Origin of the sequence: Mesorhizobium sp. M0136 (assembly GCF_040322515.1) — a bacterium.
Classification (GTDB): domain Bacteria; phylum Pseudomonadota; class Alphaproteobacteria; order Rhizobiales; family Rhizobiaceae; genus Mesorhizobium.
The window spans coordinates 23,212-39,465 of the sequence record NZ_JAMYTP010000015.1; the positions used below are offsets into that span (position 1 = coordinate 23,212).

Consider the following 16,254-nt stretch of genomic DNA (forward strand, 5'->3'; position numbering starts at 1 on the left):
GTCAATAGCGGATGGCACGGCGCTCCAGCAGAACCACGATTGCGAAGATCGCGATTGACAAGGACGACGACAGCACGATCGCCGCATAGAGCCGATCCGATTGATAGTTGAAGGTCGCCTGGATGATGAGCGCGCCGAGGCCCTTATCCGACCCGATCCACTCGCCGACGATGGCTCCGATCACGGCCGTGGCCGAAGCGATTCGTAACGAGGAGAACAGCATCGGCAATGCTCTTGGCAGGCGCAGGCTCCACAAGATCTCCCAGCGCGTGGCCGACACACCCGGAACAGTTCGTGCTCGTTGTCGCTGGCCGAGTCCAGCCCGCGGATCATGTTGACCAGCGTCGGGAAGAAGCAGATCACCGCCGCGATCACGATCTTCGGCGTCATGCCGAGCCCGATGGGAGCAGCCCGGCTCCCTAGAGGTACCGCTCGACCTTCTTGCCGACGGTCAGAAACCGCAGCGGATCGATTGCCTCGCCGTTGTGGCGGACCTCGTAATGCAGATGCGGGCCGGTTGAGCGGCCGCTGTTGCCAGTCTTGCCGATCATGTCTCCGGCATCGAGCTTCTGTCCGACGGCGACGTCGATTTCGCTGAGATGCCCGTAACGCGTCACAAAACCGTTGCCGTGGTCGACCTCGATCATGCGGCCGTAGCCGCCGTTCCAGCCGGCCTTGACGACCACGCCGGCTGCCGTGACCTTGGCCGGCATACCGATCGGCGCCCTGAAATCCATGCCGGAATGCAAGGCGGCCGTGCCGAGGATAGGGTCGGTGCGCACGCCGAACGGGCTGGTGACGTTATGGCCGGGCGCGGGGTTGGCGAGCGGCAGCCGCCGCGCTTCCTTTTTAAGATGATCCAGCGCATCAAGAGCCTCGTCCAACTCCTTGACCTTGCTGTCGAAGACCAACGAGCTGTCGAGTGGTATCAGCGGGCCACCGACGTCGCTCTTTTCGAAGTCGCTATCGACGGGCAGGCCGGCGGCCTCGAGCGCCTGCGAGATCGCGTCGGCGCTTTTGTAGGCATTGTCGGCAAGTGTGGCGATGCGGGTGAGCTGCTGGCTCTCGATGGCCTTCAGCGAGTTGTTGATCGAGACGAAGAGCTTGTCTGCCCGGTCGGCCGCGCTTTCGCTCGGCAGCGGATCGGCGCGGGTCGACCACAGTGAGAACGGCCTGGTGTCGTTGCTGGGAAGGGGGGCAGCAAGGCTGGCGACGGAATAGGCAATCGGCTGGATGCTGCCGGTCGCGGCGGCATGTTCGTCCGGCTTTGCCGTCGGCACGGGCGGCGTTGCGACCTGGTTTTCGGCTCGTTCGAGGATCGGCCCGAGGCGGCCGTGACGCAGGCTGAGCTGGCTCTGCCGTTCCAGCAGCTCGCTGACTTTGGTTTCCATCAGCTGCTGATCGAGTAGCTGGCGGCTGGTGATGCGGTCGACCTGGCTGCGCAGTGCCGAGATGCGGTCTTCGTAGGCCTGCTGCATGCGCGCCTGCCGCGCCGTCGTGGCGCCGATCAGATCGTCGCGCAGCACCAGATAAGAGGTCGCCAGCAGGTAGCCGATGACGATCGCCGCCAGCGCCGAGCCGCAAAATGCCGCAAGCCACGGGCGTATGATGAAATGCCTTATCTGGTCGCCCCGGGCGATGATGACCGTGTGGGGCTCTTTGCGTCTGCCGAAGACCGCTGACTGACTGGCTACGTTCACGGGACCAAGCTTTCGTTACGACACCAACGACGAGCCTGATTACACATTATTAGGGTTAACAAAGTTTTGCCGGATCGAACGACAGGCAAAGGTCTTCGCGTAAAACGGGCATCGCATTGCAACGGCCTGGCGCAGCTCTCAAAGCGCGCGAACCGCCTCCAGCACCTCTTCGGCGTGCCCCTTGACGCGGACGTTGCGCCAGATCCTGGCGATGCGTCCGTCGCGGCCGATCAGGAACGTCGCCCGCTCTACGCCCATATAGGTGCGGCCGTAGAGCTTCTTTTCCACCCACAAATGGTAAGCCTCGATCACTTTGCGCTCTTCGTCGGCGACAAGATCGACGCTCAGATCGTACTTCGCCTTGAATTTGTCGTGTTTCTTGGCGCTGTCCGGCGAGAGCCCGATGACGACAGCGCCGGCCTTTTCGAACTCCGGCTTCAACTGCGAAAAGCCGATCGCCTCGTTGGTGCAGCTTGTGGTGTCGTCCTGTGGGTAGAAATAGAGTACGATGGGTTTTCCCAGCAATGCGGCGAGGCTGAGTGAACCGCCGCCGTCGCGCGGAAGATCGAATTGCGGCGCAACATCGCCCACGTCGAGGTCAGCCATACCGATGCCCTTGTTTGAAGTTACGCGCCAGGCTGCACCGATATAATGTCGAGCGGGGATTCGTCCACGATCGAATTCGTTTCAACGGAAGATTGCGTGGATCAGGAGCTACCGCAGCACGAGAAGATCAGGTTCAGGCGTGACGAGATCACCGACCTGGGAACCTTTCCGTCCGCGTGCCGCGTCCCGCCGCTCGGCCAGGCGTCGATCGGTCGCGGCGTCCGTTTGATGGCGCGGCTGTTTGCCGGCGTCGTCGCCCTTGTGCTGCTGGCTGCCGCCGGCGTCTACGCGATCGGCGTGTCCGGCTTCGGCTCGGAGCGGCTTCGCGCGGAAGCCGAAACGGCAATCGAGAAGTTGGCAGGCTTCGATGTCGACGTTGCCGTCGGGCCGGCCCGGCTGACGCTTGACGGGTCGAGCTTCATTGCGCTGCAGGTCAGCGACGTCAGCCTCAAGACCGCCGACGGAAAACCGATGGCCGACGCCGGCCGGGTCCGCTTTGGCATCCGGCTGATCCCGTTGCTTTCGGGCGAGGTGCGGCTGACCAGCGCCCGGATTTCCGACGCGCACATCGTCATGGCGGCAATGCCGTCCGGCGGTGACTGGACGGCGGAGCTGCGCAACCAGGACGGCCTCATCGATCCGGAAAAACTTTCCGCCGCCGTCTTCGCCAACCTCAACCGTGCGCTCGATGCGGTGCGCGAGGATTCGATGCGCCAGATCGATCTGCGCAACGTCGAGCTGGCACTGCCCGAGGCCGGATCGGTCGAGTCGGTCACCATCGCCGACGCCTCAGTCTCGCAATCGGGACCGGGAAGCATGGAGTTTTCATCCGACGCGGATGTCGACGGCAGGGCGCTTACCATTGCCGCTTCCGCCACCCGCGATCCGGCGACGCGACGCATCACCACGCTGGACGCCAGCATCCAGGCGGCGGATGCCGACGCTGCGGCAGCAGGTGGCAAATTGGGCGCGATCGCCTTGAAGCTGGCGGGGTCGGAAGGGACCGGCGACAACGGTTCGCGGCTGACCGCTGCCCTGTCGCTGACCGGATCGGTGCTCGATCTCGGTTCGCGCGGCCTGCTTCCGGCCGATATCGATCTCGATGCGACGCTCGTCGCCGGGTCGAACAAGATCCAGGTCGACAGTTTGCTGGTGAAAACCGGCCGCTCGACCTTCGATTTCGCCGGTTCGATCGGGCCGAAGCCGGCTACCGGCACAGCCGGCGAGGAGCCATCCTATCGTTACGACCTGACCAGCGACGGTTCGACCCTGGCGCCTTCGGATTCGCCGGAGCCGGCGCTCAGCTTCATCGCCCGTATTGCCGGCGTCTACCAGCCGACGAGCCAAAAGCTGATCGCCGAGCAGATCGGCGTCCGGTCCGGACCCGGCAGCGAAGTGCTGGGCACGGCTTCGGTTTCATTCGTCGCCAACCAGGCGCCGGGCATATCGGTGGCGCTCAATGTCCACGACATGCCGGTCTCGCACGTCAAGCAATTATGGCCGTGGTTTTCGGCGCGCAATGCCAGGCTGTGGGTGCTTAAGAACCTGTTCGGCGGCCGCGTCGCCAATGGCAGCCTGCAATTCCAGGTCGTGCCCGGACGGCTCGGCAACGGCGTGCCGCTTTCCGCCGATGAAGTGTTCGGCCGTTTCCAGGTCGAAGGATCGCGCTTCGATACGGCCGGCCGCATTCCGCCGATCCGCGATGCCGTCGGCGTTGTCGGCTTCCACGGCAACGACGTCGACGTCGCGCTGTCCTCGGGCAGCGTCTATATGCCGAGCGGCCGCACCGTGGCGGCAAGCAACGGCACGCTTACCGTCAAGGCGGCGAACCATCCGCCGGTGATCGGCGCGCTCGACATCGATGTCGCCGGCGAGGCGCCGGCAATCGCCGAACTGGCATCGTTTGACCCGATCAACGCCATGCGCCATGTCGGCCTGCTGCCGGACGACCTGTCCGGCACGGTGACCGGCCACGTCAAGGCTGATATTCCGCTGCAGTCCGGTGTCGACTCGTCCAAACTCGATTGGCTGGTGGCGCTCGACTACAAGGACCTGTCGCTGGGCAAGCCGTTCGAGGGCCAGACGGTCAGCCGAGCCGACGGCTCGATCACGGTCGCGCCCGACCGGGCGGTGATCTCGGCCAAGGCACTGCTCAACGGGATTCCGGCCGAGCTCGACCTGATTGAGCCGCTGCGGGATGGCGGCCCGCCGCGCAGTCGTAAAGTAGCGCTGGTGCTCGACGACAAGACGCGCGCCAGCGCCATGCCTGGCCTGTCGACGCTGCTTTCCGGAACCATCAAGGTGGCGATCGACAAGAGCGGCGCCGGCAACCAGAACGTGTCGGCCGACCTGAGCAATGCCAGGCTGGACATTCCCTGGGCCGGCTGGAGCAAGGGCCCCGGCATTCCCGCCAAGGTCGTCTTCGCCATGGCGAAGACCGGCGACACCACGACGCTGTCCAATTTCGAACTCGACGGCAAGACCTTCTCCATCGACGGCAGCGCCGTGCTGGTTAACGGCACCTTGTCCTCGGCCCGCTTCAGCAAGGTCAAGTTGAACAGGGGCGACGACGTCGCCGTCTCGGTGAAGCGGTCGGGCAAGGCCTATGCGGTCGAGGTCAGCGGCAGCGCGTTGGACGCACGCTCGCTGATCAAGCAATTCACGTCCGATGTCGATACCGCCACCAAGACCACCGGCGTCGATGCGATCTCGGTCAGCGCCGACGTCAGCTCCCTGACCGGCTTCCACGACGAGGTGCTGTCGAATTTGAAGCTCGACTACAGCGCCGCCGGCTCCAGAGTGAACGGGCTCAAGGTGAGTGCCACCGCAAGTTCGGGAGCCGCGATCACCGTGAGCAACACGACCGGCGGCGGCCTGCGAACGCTCAACATGAAGTCGGCCGACGCCGGCGCCATACTGCGCTTCCTCAACATCTACGAGCACATGGAAGGCGGCTCGATCACGCTGGCGCTCACCGGGGCTGCCGACGGGCCGATGAAAGGCCAGGTCGACGCCAGGAATTTCGTTGTCGTCAATGAGCCGAAGCTCGCCTCGATCGTGTCGACGACGCCGGCTGGCGACAGCCGCAGCCTCAACGAGGCGGTCAAAGGCAATCTCGACACGTCGAGGGTGAAATTCGAGCGCGGCTTCAGCGAGATCGACAAGGGCAGTGGCTATCTGAAGCTGCGCAACGGCGTGCTGCGCGGCTCGCGCATCGGCACCACCTTCCAGGGCACGCTCTACGACCAGAACAACAACATGGATATGACCGGCACGTTCATGCCGGCGTACGGCGTAAACCGCATCTTCGGCGAACTGCCGCTGATCGGTGCGCTGCTCGGCAACGGCCGCGACCGCGGCCTGATCGGCGTCACCTACAGGCTCAAGGGCAACGCCAACAAGCCTAACCTGGAGGTCAATCCGCTATCGGTGATAGCGCCCGGGATTTTCAGGTCGATCTTCGAGTATCGGTGAGGTCAAAACCCAATTACCTCGAGCGACCGAGTTTTGATCTCAACCGGCCGCTCGTCCGCCCGCGAATTCACGCCCATGATCCAAAGGCGACTGACGTCAGCCCGGGCTTAAATGGCCGCTTTGCGCCGCAATCTCGGCCATTGAGGTGACTGTTACCATTGCCTGACAGCAGACATAGTTAGTGACCATGATGGAGGTCGCGGTTGCGCCATTTCTGGACATTCGGAACTAGCCATAAAGCAGACGTCGGTGCGAGTTCAGGATCACTCCTCGCCAGCGTGCCTTCGAGGAACGGCATTCATGATGGCCTCCGCCAGTTCTTCGAGGACGGAGGTATCGCCGTTCGATGCGGCAAATAGCCTGAACTCCGCTTCTGGTAACTCTGGCAGACCGTGGCTTTCGGGTACCCTGACCAGGCCGTTTCTCAGCTGACTGGCGATCATCGGCGCTACAGCAAAGCCTGAGATGGCAGCCGCCCTCAGGCTGGAGTTGCTTGCGCAGATCATCACCGTGCGCTGGCTGATCCCGGCCTTGGCAAGCCGTTCAAGGGCAACTTCCCTGTAGGGGCAAGGTTCCGGCAACACAGCCAACGGCAGCGGGTCCGGAAGATTCACGCCGGTACGATCCGCCCATGCCCAGACAAGAGGCTCGCGCCACAGGAGGCGCCCCATCTCCTCACCCTCACATTGTGATCCGAGCACCAGTTCGATGTTGCCCTCCTTCATCTTCGAGAGGAGCGCACTCGGAATCCCGACTTGCACCTCGACCTGCAATCCGGGGCGATCAGCGCCGAATGCCTGCAAGGCGCGAAGGATGGGGACCTGTGCGAAGTCTTCCGAGAGGCCGACGCGAACTCTGCCGTGAAAGGGTGCCTGCGCCAGATCGGCCAAAGCATCCCGGTTAAGGGCGAGCATCGCCCGGGCATAGGCGAGCAGGCGCTCGCCATCGGGTGTCATCTCCAGCGAGCGCGTCGTCCTGTTGAGTAAGGGCTTTCCGACCTGCTCCTCGAGACGGCGCAGGTGCCCACTGACGGCCGACTGCGTAAGGTTCAGTCGCGCTCCTGCCCGACTGAAGCCGCCTTCGTCGAACACGGCGACGAACGTCCTGAGCAGGACCAATTCCAACATATATTGTGATCCATGATGAATATCGTCGATAATCTCAATTTCTATATCGAATTGAAATATGACGCAATGTGGTTCATCACAATGAGCAAGGGTGGTCCATGACCAAGCTACTGCATATCGTTTCCTCGCCCCGCAAAGAGCGTTCCGCCTCGCGTGAGGTCGCCGACGCCTTTGTTCAAACCTATCGTGCTCGGCGACCCGACTTGGAGATTTCAACGCTCAACCTATGGGATGTCGACCTCCCCGAATTCGGTGAGGACGCGATGTTGGCCAAATATGCGGGGCTCAGCGGCGCGCCGCTTACCCCTTCTCAACAGCAGGCATGGGCCACATTGCAAGAGTTGGCGCAACAACTGCACTGGGCGGATATTGTCCTGCTGTCGACGCCTCTGTGGAATTTCAGCATTCCCTACAAGCTCAAGCACTTCATCGACCTGGTATCGCAGAAGGACATCCTTTTCTCGTTCGATCCTGAACGCGGGTTCGGAGGACTGCTCCGGGATAAGATCGCAGTGGTCGTCTACGCGCGAGGTCTCGACTATGCAGCGCAATCTATCACTCCGGCGCAGCGCTTCGATTTTCAAAAACCTTATATAGAAGCGTGGTTGCGCTTCATCGGTATCGAAGATGTCCGCAGTCTAATTATCCAGAAGACCCTCTTTGGACCCGATATTGATCATGCGGCTCGCCAGGATGCGCGAGAGGCCGCGTCACGGCTGGCGGAAGACCTCCTGTCACGCACAACAGAGGCGATTGCATGATTATGAAGCGCTTGCTGCGGACAAGCGCGTTGATAACCCGTTCTGACCCCAGCTTGCACGTGCATCCCCGTCCACCCGGCATAACAACTTTGGAGAACGGACGTCCGCAACGTCGCCTAAGCCGGGGCAGGCGCACCGATTCTACCTACGTCCGCTTTCAGGCAATGGATCAGTCCCGGCAAGGACCGTTTTGGATCAGATCAGGAGGCTGCTCGCGCGGAACTTAATGTCAGCTTGTATAAATCTCGCTTCTACGAGCAGGCGGTCCGCTTCCGGCCCCGAACAAGACGTTCATCGAAGCGCCGCAGAACGTCCGCAATTTGCGCTACCTGCTCCTTCCGATCGATGAGACGAATGGCATCTCGGCCATTCTCGGGAGCTAGCTGATTAACCTCGGCCGTGATTCCGAACCTAAGGTCCAGCGCCGCAAGATGAAACCGGTTTCGGAAAAGATCTAACAGGAAGGGCGGGCCCTGGTCAGACCGGCCGCACCAGAACGTGCTTCTTCTTGCCGAGGGACAGCTTTGCGACGTTTTCCGGCCCCAGATCCTGCAGCGTCACCATCCTGCGATCGTCTGACACGGGCTGATCGTTAAGGCGCATGGCGCCGCCCTGGATATGCCGCCGTGCCTCGCCGTTGGACGCAGCCAGCCCGGCGGTGACGAACAGCGACAATATGCCGACGCCGGCTTCAAGATCGGCCCTGCCCACCTCGACTGTTGGCAGTGTTTCGGCGAGCGCCCCTTCTTCGAACGTCTTGCGCGCCGTTTCGCTGGCCTCCTCTGCCGCCTCGCGGCCATGTAGCATGGCGGTGATTTCGGTGGCGAGGATCTTCTTGGCTTCGTTGATCTCCGAGCCGCCGAGCCGTTCGAGGCGCGCGACCTCGGCGAGCGGTAAGGTCGTGTAGAGCTTGAGGAAACGGCCGACATCGGCATCCTCGGTGTTGCGCCAATATTGCCAGAACGCGTACGGGCTCAACATCTCCGCATCGAGCCAGACCGCGCCCGAGGCGGACTTGCCCATCTTGGCGCCAGAGGAGGTGGTGAGCAGCGGCGTCGTCAGCGCATAGAGCTGCGCGCCTTCCATGCGATGGCCGAGATCGATACCGTTGACGATGTTGCCCCACTGGTCGGAGCCGCCCATCTGCAGCCGGCAACCGAGGCGCTTGTAGAGCTCGACGAAGTCGTAGGCCTGCAGGATCATGTAATTGAATTCGAGGAACGATAGCGACTGCTCGCGATCCAGCCGGAGCTTGACCGAATCGAAGGCCAGCATGCGGTTGACCGAAAAATGCCGGCCGACATCGCGCAGGAAATTGACGTAGTTGATATCCATCAGCCAGTCGGCATTGTTGATCATGACGGCGCCGTTCGGGCCGCTGCCGAATTTGAGGTAGGGCGTGAAGTTGCGGCGGATGCCGGCGAGATTGGTCTCGATGTCCTGCGGCGTCAAAAGCTTGCGCGCCTCGTCCTTGAACGACGGATCGCCGATCATCGAGGTGCCGCCGCCCATCAGCGCGATCGGCCGGTGGCCGGTCTGCTGCAGCCAGTAAAGCATCATGATCTGGATCAGCGACCCGGCATGCAGGCTCCTCGCGGTGGCGTCGAAGCCGATATAGGCGCTCACCGTTTCCGTGGCGAAAAGCTGGTCGAGGCCGGCATCGTCCGAGGTCTGGTGGATGAAACCACGCTCGCTCATGGTGCGCAGGAAATCGGATTTGAAGGCGGACATTTTCTTTCCCGAAAAGCTTCCGGCCGAACGCGGCCCGGCTATGCATGAAGGCGGGCGTTTAGCACTCAAGCGCGATCAGCAAAAGTGGAATCCGGTTTTGCGTCCGATCACGCTTCGGATGGTTTTGCGCGATCAGCAAAAGTGGAATCCGGTTTTGTGTCCGCGCGGATAGCGTGCGGCCTGCTTGCGTCATTGTTTCGGCTGGCGTAATGAGGCGCCGCGCCAGCGGGGCTCTTCCTCTGGACCGCCCGGCATCGATCGAATGCCATATCCTGTGACAGAGTCGAGATGCCGGAGATATCCATCGTCATTCCTTGCCGGAACGAGGCGGCGAACCTGCCGCTTCTGCTCGACGAGATCGGCATTGCCATGGCCGGGCGGGACTTCGAAGTCATTGTCGTCGACGATGGCTCGACAGACGATACGCCTTCGGTGCTTGCAGCAGAAGCAGCGCTTCGCCGGTTTCCGCTGCGCCATCTCAGGCATGAAAAATCCGCCGGACAGTCGCTTTCGGTGCGCTCAGGCGCCTGGGCGGCGCGCGGCAATATCGTCGCCACCATTGACGGCGACGGCCAGAACGACCCCGGCTATATCCCAGTGTTGATCGACGCGTTGCGGCAGGCTGGTCCCGAAGTCGGGGCCGCGCAGGGACAGCGTCTGAAGCGCCGCGACAGCAAGATCAAGCAACTGGCGTCGCGTTTTGCCAACGGGCTGAGAAAAGCCATCCTGCACGACGAGACGCGGGATACCGGCTGCGGCCTCAAAGCGATTCACACCGACATTTTGCGGAAATTGCCCTTCTTCGACGGCACCCATCGCTTTGTTCCAGCGCTGGTCATCCAGGAGGGCTACCGCGTCGTCCATTGCGATGTCGTCGACCGCTCCCGCCGTCACGGCAAATCGAATTACGGCATCTTCGATCGCGGCCTTCAGGGCGTGCTCGATCTTGCCGGCGTCTGGTGGCTGCGCCGCAGGCGCCGCAGAATGCCCAAAGTAGAGGAAATCAGGCATGGGTAATGTGCTTCAGGAATTGGCGACCTGGCTTCACGATGTTTTCGTCAAGCAATTCGATGCCTGGGTGCTGCTCGGCTTCGTCGCCCAGTTCTTCTTCACCATGCGCTTTCTGGTCCAGTGGGTGGCGTCGGAAAAAGCCAAGCGCAGCGTCGTGCCGATTGCCTTCTGGTTCTTTTCGCTGTTCGGCGGCGGCCTGCTGCTGATCTACGCCATCCAGCGTCAGGATCCGGTGTTCATCGCCGGCCAGGCTATGGGCCTGTTGATCTATATCCGCAATCTCTGGCTGATCGCCAACGAGCGCAAAGCGGCGATGACCAAGGTCGATTGAGCCCGCCACCGCCTGAACCGGTCGAGCAAGCAACTCAGATTACTTGCCGTCCAGCCCGCCGTAGGACCTTACCAGCTGGACCATGTCGGCCGAGTTGACGGCCTCGCTCTCGAGCCCCTCGGCGACACCGATGCGGTCGGCGGCCGGGCGGTTCTGGCTGACTTTCCACTTGCCGCTGATTTCGGTGATTTCGATTTCCAGGCCGACGATGCCCTTGATCTGTGACTGGATGAAGGGTGCCGGCGCGTCGGTCACCGCCCATGGCGCCGAGCGGCTGCCCTCCTGCGACATCGTCAGATCGGAAATCTGCCGGGCCAGCCAATCCTGGTCTTCGATCACCGTGACGATGCCGCGCACCTGGACGATGGCGTAGTTCCAGGTCGGTACCACCTTGCCGGTTTCACGCTTGGTCTCATACCAGGACGGCGTCACATAGGCATCGGCGCCCTGGAAGACGACCAGCACCGGCGCCAGGGGATTGTCGGCCAAAAGCCGCCATTGCGGATTGGCCTTGGCCAGATGGGCGCGCAGCCTGCCGTTCGGCGGCACATCGGCGTTGAGCAGGGAGGGCGCGTCTAGAAGAAAGGGAATTGCGTTGGCGATCGGCCCCTCGGTGCCGTTCGACACCAGCAGGCCAAGCGGATGCGCCCGGATCAGCCCGTGCAGGACGTCCGGCCGTGTTTCCTGGAAGTGAGGCGGTTGGTACATCGCCGATTATCTCAGCCGCTTCGGCCGTGGGTCGGACAGTTCCCCGGCCAGCCGGCGATCGAGGTAGTCCGCGCATTCCTCGATCAGAAGCTCCGCATGGTTGGCAAAGAAATGGTTGGCGCCGGGCAAGGTCTTCTGAGTGATGGTAATGCCTTTTTGCGTGTGGAGCTTGTCGACCAGGCCCTGAACGTCCTTGGGCGGCGCGACCTTGTCGGCGTCGCCGTGGATGATCAGGCCGGACGACGGGCATGGCGCCAGGAACGAGAAATCATAGGTATTGGGCTGGGGCGCGACCGAGATAAAGCCCTCGATCTCCGGCCGGCGCATGAGAAGCTGCATGCCGATCCACGAGCCGAACGAATAGCCGGCAACCCAGCAACTCTTCGAATCGGGATGCAGCGACTGCACCCAGTCGAGCGCCGCCGCGGCGTCGGACAACTCGCCGGTGCCGTGGTCGAACTCTCCCTGGCTGCGGCCGATGCCGCGGAAATTGAAGCGCAGCGTGGTGAAATTGCGCTTCTGGAACATGTAGAAGAGGTCGTAGACGATCTTGTTGTTCATCGTACCGCCGAACTGGGGGTGCGGGTGCAGGACGATGGCAATCGGCGCGCTCTTTTCCTTCGAGGGCTGATAGCGACCCTCCAGACGGCCGGCCGGACCGGTGAAAATGACCTCAGGCATGAAATACTCCACTTGGCATAAATTGCGCGGCGCCCGGAACAACTTTTCCTCTGGCCCCAGTTTTCCCTAGGCCTTGACGCAGGGCGAGCGTCTTTCTAGAAGCTAGTTTAGAATTGTTCAAAACTGGGCGGCCAAAACTGTGGCTCGGCCACCCGCGCCGCAAACCGCGTAAATAGGACGTCTTGCCTTGCAATTTCAAGGAAATAACGCGCTATCTTCGCGGAACGGCTTTTGAAGGGACCAGTTGGACGGAAATGGCCGGAGCACGCGCCTATCTCGACTACAATGCCAGCGCGCCGCTGCTTGCCGCCGCGCGCGCGGCGGTGGTCGCCGCGCTCGACGTCGCCGCCAACCCGTCCTCCGTCCATGCCGAGGGCCGCGCTGCGCGGCGGCTGATCGAGGATGCCAGGCGCAATGTGGCGCGACTGGTCAACGCCAGGGCCGAGCATGTCGTATTCACCTCCGGCGCGACGGAAGCGGCCTCGACGCTGCTGACGCCGGACTGGCAGATGGGGCGCGGTGCTGTCCGTATGAGCCGGCTCTATGTGTCCGAGGCCGATCATCCTTGCCTGCTGAACGGCGGGCGTTTCCCAGCGGCGCAGGTGATACGGATCGGCGTCGACGCCGACGGCGTCGTCAGGCTCGACGTTTTGGCCGAGGCTCTCGCCCAGCATGACAAGGCCGAAGGCTTGCCGCTGGTGGCCATCCACGCTGCCAACAATGAAACCGGCGTAATCCAGCCGGTCGGCCGCATCGCCGAAATCGTCAAGGCGGCGGGTGGCATCCTGGTCGTCGATGCCGTGCAGGCAGCCGGCCGCATTCCGCTCGATATATCAGAGGCTTACGCAGACTATTTTATTCTCTCGTCGCACAAGATCGGCGGCCCCAAGGGCGTCGGCGCCATTGTCGCGGCGTCGGACCTGATGATGCCAAAACCGCTGGTCAGCGGCGGCGGCCAGGAAAAGGGCCATCGGGGCGGCACCGAAAACCTGGCGGCGATTGCCGGGTTTGGTGCGGCCGCTAGCGAAGCGTCTGCCGGCTTGCAAACGATCGAAGCGGTGCGGCAGCGTCGCGACGAAATCGAGGCGATCGTTAAAACGCTTGTTCCGGACGCCGAAATCTTCGGGACCGGCGCTGCAAGGCTTGCCAATACCACATTCTTCGCTATTCCCGGCATCAAGGCCGAGACGGCGCAGATCGCCTTCGACCTTGCCGGTGTGGCGCTGTCGGCCGGATCGGCCTGTTCGTCGGGCAAAGTCGGGCCGAGTCACGTGCTGAAAGCCATGGGTTACGGCGATAGCGTTGGCGCGTTGCGTGTGTCCATCGGCCACGCGACCAGCGCCAAGGATATCGAGCTGTTTCGCGCGTCGCTGGCGACGATCGTTGCACGGCAAGCCGGTAGGGAAAAGGCGAACAGGGAAAAGGCCGCCTGAGCGCGGCGAAGGAATATTTGGGCCTTGTGGCCTGGTAGAGCCGTGCGTTCGAATTTGGCCGGGTGAATTTCCGGCATGAACGCACTATATGAAACTTACGCCGCCGTGGGTGCCCAAGGGTGCTCGTTCCCGGTGCCATAGTTTGAAAACTGCCGGGCCTTGACCCCGGCGTGGATGGAGAACGCTGATGCCTGCTGTGCAGGAGACGATCGATCGAGTTCGAAAGATCGATGTCGACCAGTATAAATATGGATTCCAGACCGAAATCGCGATGGACAAGGCCCCCAAGGGCCTGAGTGAAGACATTATCCGCTTCATTTCGGCCAAGAAGGATGAGCCGTCCTGGATGCTGGAATGGCGCCTGGAAGCCTATCGCCGCTGGCTGACGCTGGACGAGCCGAAATGGGCGCGCGTCCACTATCCCAAAATCGATTTCCAGGACATTTATTATTACGCGGCGCCCAAGAGCACGCCCGGCCCGACTTCGCTCAGCGAGGTCGATCCCGAACTGCTGAAGGTCTACGAGAAGCTCGGCATTCCGCTCAGGGAACAGGAAATCCTCGCCGGCGTGCAGAAGACCGATGCCTCGGAGCTCGAGGAAGCCAGCGACAACGTCTACAAGTCCGGCCGCGTCGCCGTCGATGCGGTGTTCGATTCCGTCTCGGTCGTGACCACTTTCAAGAAGGAACTGGCGCAGGCCGGCGTCATCTTCTGCTCGATCTCGGAAGCGATCCGCGAGCATCCGGAGCTGGTGAAGAAATATCTCGGCTCGGTGGTGCCGACCACCGACAATTTTTACGCCACGCTGAATTCAGCCGTGTTCACCGACGGTTCGTTCGTCTTCGTGCCCAAGGGCGTGCGCTGCCCGATGGAATTGTCGACCTATTTCCGCATGAACGAGAAGAACACCGGCCAGTTCGAGCGCACGCTGATCATCGCCGAGGAGGGGGCTTACGTCTCCTATCTCGAAGGCTGCACGGCGCCGCAGCGTGACGAGAACCAGCTTCACGCCGCGGTGGTCGAACTGATCGCGCTCGACGATGCCGAGATCAAATATTCGACGGTGCAGAACTGGTATCCCGGCGACGCCGAGGGCAAGGGCGGCATCTATAATTTCGTCACCAAGCGCGGCGACTGCCGCGGCCATCGGTCGAAGATTTCGTGGACGCAGGTCGAGACCGGTTCGGCCATCACCTGGAAATATCCGAGCTGCATCCTGCGCGGCGACGATTCCAGCGGCGAGTTCTATTCGATCGCGGTGTCGAACGGCTACCAGCAGGTCGACAGCGGCACCAAGATGATCCATCTCGGCAAGAACACGTCGAGCCGCATCATCTCCAAGGGCATTGCCGCCGGCTTCTCGCAGAATACCTATCGCGGCCAGGTCTCGGCGCACCGCAAGGCGACCAACGCCCGCAACTTCACCAACTGTGACTCGCTCTTGATCGGCGACCAGTGCGGCGCGCACACCGTGCCCTACATGGAAGCCAAGAATTCGACCGCACAGTTCGAGCATGAGGCGACGACGTCGAAGATTTCCGAGGATCAGAAATTCTACGTCATGCAGCGTGGCATTCCGGAAGAAGAGGCGATCGCGCTGATCGTCAACGGTTTCGTCAAGGACGTCATCCAGCAGCTGCCAATGGAATTCGCCGTCGAGGCGCAGAAGCTGATCGGGATTAGCCTCGAGGGGAGCGTTGGGTGACAAAGGAGCCCAAACGCGAATCCGCAGAAAAACACATTTATCTGCGGGATCGGATGGACGGCTGGTCTGCGGGTCTAGAACTGGCGCTGTGGTTCGGCGCAACGGGCGTTGCGTTGCTCGTCGCAGCCTATTCGCCAGATGGCTTTTGGCAGGGACTTTTGGAAGCCTTGAAGCAGTTGTTAAATCGAGTTTAGCCGGGCAGACGGCTACGGATAGGACGAATGGAATGCTTGAAATCAGAAACCTCCATGCCCGTATCGTCGATGACGGCACCGAGATCATCCGCGGCCTGAATCTTTCGGTGAAGGCCGGTGAGGTCGCCGCCATCATGGGGCCGAACGGCTCGGGAAAATCGACGCTGTCCTATATCCTTGCCGGGCGCGAGGATTATGAGGTCACCGAGGGCGACATCCTCTACAACGGCCAGTCGATCCTCGACATGGATCCGGCCGAGCGCGCTACCGCCGGCATCTTTCTCGCCTTCCAGTACCCGATGGAGATACCGGGCGTGGCGACGATGGAATTCCTGAAAGTGGCGATGAACGAGAAGCGCAAGGCGCGCGGCGAGGAACCGCTGAAGATCCCGGAATTTCTGAAGCGCGTGAAGGAAGCTGCCGCCTCGCTCAACATGGACATGGCGATGCTGAAGCGGCCGCTCAATGTCGGCTTTTCCGGCGGCGAGAAGAAGCGCGCCGAGATCTTGCAGATGAAGCTTCTCGAGCCGAAGCTTTGCGTCCTCGACGAGACCGATTCCGGCCTCGATATCGACGCGCTGAAGATCGTCGCGGACGGCGTCAACACGCTGCGCTCGCCGGACCGCGCCATCGTCGTCATCACCCACTACCAGCGCCTCCTCCAATGCATCGTGCCCGATACGGTGCACGTGCTCTACAGGGGACAGGTGATCAAGTCGGGCGACAAGTCGCTGGCGCTCGACCTCGAGGCCAATGGCTATGCCGGCGTGATCGGGCAAGCCGCGTGAGATG

At 62.1% G+C, this 16,254-nt stretch carries 15 protein-coding genes and 1 pseudogene; 9 read left to right on the top strand and 7 right to left on the bottom strand.

Annotated elements, in window-relative coordinates:
- Window position 1: 1 nt before the first annotated feature.
- The 3 genes and pseudogenes from NKJ35_RS18805 to NKJ35_RS18815 form a co-directional block, all read right to left on the bottom strand.
- Window positions 2-399, bottom strand: a pseudogene (locus NKJ35_RS18805) (ABC transporter permease); the annotation flags it as partial.
- A 20-nt stretch (window positions 400-419) separates the two neighbouring features.
- Complete coding sequence (locus NKJ35_RS18810) at window positions 420-1,700, bottom strand: M23 family metallopeptidase (protein ID WP_352649104.1); 1,281 nt, start codon at window positions 1,698-1,700, stop codon at window positions 420-422.
- A gap of 138 nt (window positions 1,701-1,838) precedes the next feature.
- Window positions 1,839-2,306 carry a peroxiredoxin gene (locus tag NKJ35_RS18815; protein ID WP_352649106.1) on the bottom strand — a complete coding sequence of 156 codons (468 nt, stop codon included), beginning with the start codon at window positions 2,304-2,306 and terminating at the stop codon, window positions 1,839-1,841.
- Window positions 2,307-2,402: 96 nt separating this feature from the next.
- On the opposite strand from NKJ35_RS18815, the gene NKJ35_RS18820 reads away from it, so the two are divergent.
- Window positions 2,403-5,780, top strand: coding sequence for a hypothetical protein (locus NKJ35_RS18820; RefSeq protein ID WP_352649108.1), 3,378 nt, complete (start codon window positions 2,403-2,405; stop codon window positions 5,778-5,780).
- Window positions 5,781-6,043: 263 nt separating this feature from the next.
- Here the strand turns inward: NKJ35_RS18820 and NKJ35_RS18825 are convergent, their stop codons facing one another.
- Window positions 6,044-6,907, bottom strand: a complete 864-nt coding sequence (locus NKJ35_RS18825; protein ID WP_352649110.1) for a LysR family transcriptional regulator — start codon at window positions 6,905-6,907, stop codon at window positions 6,044-6,046.
- 98 nt (window positions 6,908-7,005) lie between these two features.
- On the opposite strand from NKJ35_RS18825, the gene NKJ35_RS18830 reads away from it, so the two are divergent.
- The gene (locus NKJ35_RS18830; RefSeq protein ID WP_352649112.1) at window positions 7,006-7,668 is read left to right on the top strand and encodes an FMN-dependent NADH-azoreductase; all 663 of its coding nucleotides are present in this window, start codon (window positions 7,006-7,008) and stop codon (window positions 7,666-7,668) included.
- A gap of 477 nt (window positions 7,669-8,145) precedes the next feature.
- Here the strand turns inward: NKJ35_RS18830 and tyrS are convergent, their stop codons facing one another.
- Entirely contained in the window at window positions 8,146-9,399 is a 1,254-nt protein-coding gene (gene tyrS / locus NKJ35_RS18835; RefSeq protein WP_352649114.1) for a tyrosine--tRNA ligase, read from the bottom strand.
- Between tyrS and NKJ35_RS18840 the strand changes: the two genes are divergently transcribed.
- The 3 genes from NKJ35_RS18840 to NKJ35_RS18850 all read left to right on the top strand — a co-directional run bounded on the left by NKJ35_RS18840 (window position 9,386) and on the right by NKJ35_RS18850 (window position 10,741).
- A complete protein-coding gene (locus NKJ35_RS18840) occupies window positions 9,386-9,571 on the top strand; it encodes a hypothetical protein (RefSeq protein WP_352649116.1) in 186 nt (61 codons plus the stop codon). The genes tyrS and NKJ35_RS18840 overlap by 14 nt on opposite strands.
- Before the next feature lie 116 nt (window positions 9,572-9,687).
- Window positions 9,688-10,416, top strand: a complete 729-nt coding sequence (locus NKJ35_RS18845; protein WP_352649118.1) for a glycosyltransferase family 2 protein — start codon at window positions 9,688-9,690, stop codon at window positions 10,414-10,416.
- On the top strand, window positions 10,409-10,741 hold the full coding sequence (locus NKJ35_RS18850; RefSeq protein ID WP_023674681.1) for a lipid-A-disaccharide synthase N-terminal domain-containing protein: 333 nt from the start codon (window positions 10,409-10,411) through the stop codon (window positions 10,739-10,741). Before NKJ35_RS18845 ends, NKJ35_RS18850 begins: the two co-directional genes overlap by 8 nt.
- Before the next feature lie 39 nt (window positions 10,742-10,780).
- Here the strand turns inward: NKJ35_RS18850 and NKJ35_RS18855 are convergent, their stop codons facing one another.
- Window positions 10,781-11,449, bottom strand: a complete 669-nt coding sequence (locus NKJ35_RS18855) for an FMN-binding negative transcriptional regulator (protein ID WP_352649120.1) — start codon at window positions 11,447-11,449, stop codon at window positions 10,781-10,783.
- A 6-nt stretch (window positions 11,450-11,455) separates the two neighbouring features.
- On the bottom strand, window positions 11,456-12,130 hold the full coding sequence (locus NKJ35_RS18860; RefSeq protein ID WP_023674683.1) for an alpha/beta hydrolase: 675 nt from the start codon (window positions 12,128-12,130) through the stop codon (window positions 11,456-11,458).
- 254 nt (window positions 12,131-12,384) lie between these two features.
- Here NKJ35_RS18860 and NKJ35_RS18865 point away from each other — a divergent pair, with 254 nt between their 5' ends.
- The 4 genes from NKJ35_RS18865 (at window position 12,385) to sufC (ending at window position 16,250) form a co-directional block, all read left to right on the top strand.
- Window positions 12,385-13,563 (top strand): cysteine desulfurase family protein, encoded by a 1,179-nt coding sequence (locus NKJ35_RS18865; RefSeq protein ID WP_352649122.1) that lies wholly within the window; start codon window positions 12,385-12,387, stop codon window positions 13,561-13,563.
- 187 nt (window positions 13,564-13,750) lie between these two features.
- On the top strand, window positions 13,751-15,268 hold the full coding sequence (gene sufB / locus NKJ35_RS18870; RefSeq protein WP_254817626.1) for a Fe-S cluster assembly protein SufB: 1,518 nt from the start codon (window positions 13,751-13,753) through the stop codon (window positions 15,266-15,268).
- Window positions 15,265-15,462 carry a hypothetical protein gene (locus NKJ35_RS18875; RefSeq protein ID WP_352649124.1) on the top strand — a complete coding sequence of 66 codons (198 nt, stop codon included), beginning with the start codon at window positions 15,265-15,267 and terminating at the stop codon, window positions 15,460-15,462. Before sufB ends, NKJ35_RS18875 begins: the two co-directional genes overlap by 4 nt.
- 32 nt (window positions 15,463-15,494) lie before the next feature.
- Complete coding sequence (gene sufC, locus NKJ35_RS18880; RefSeq protein ID WP_352649126.1) at window positions 15,495-16,250, top strand: Fe-S cluster assembly ATPase SufC; 756 nt, start codon at window positions 15,495-15,497, stop codon at window positions 16,248-16,250.
- The last annotated feature ends 4 nt before the right edge of the window (window positions 16,251-16,254 follow it).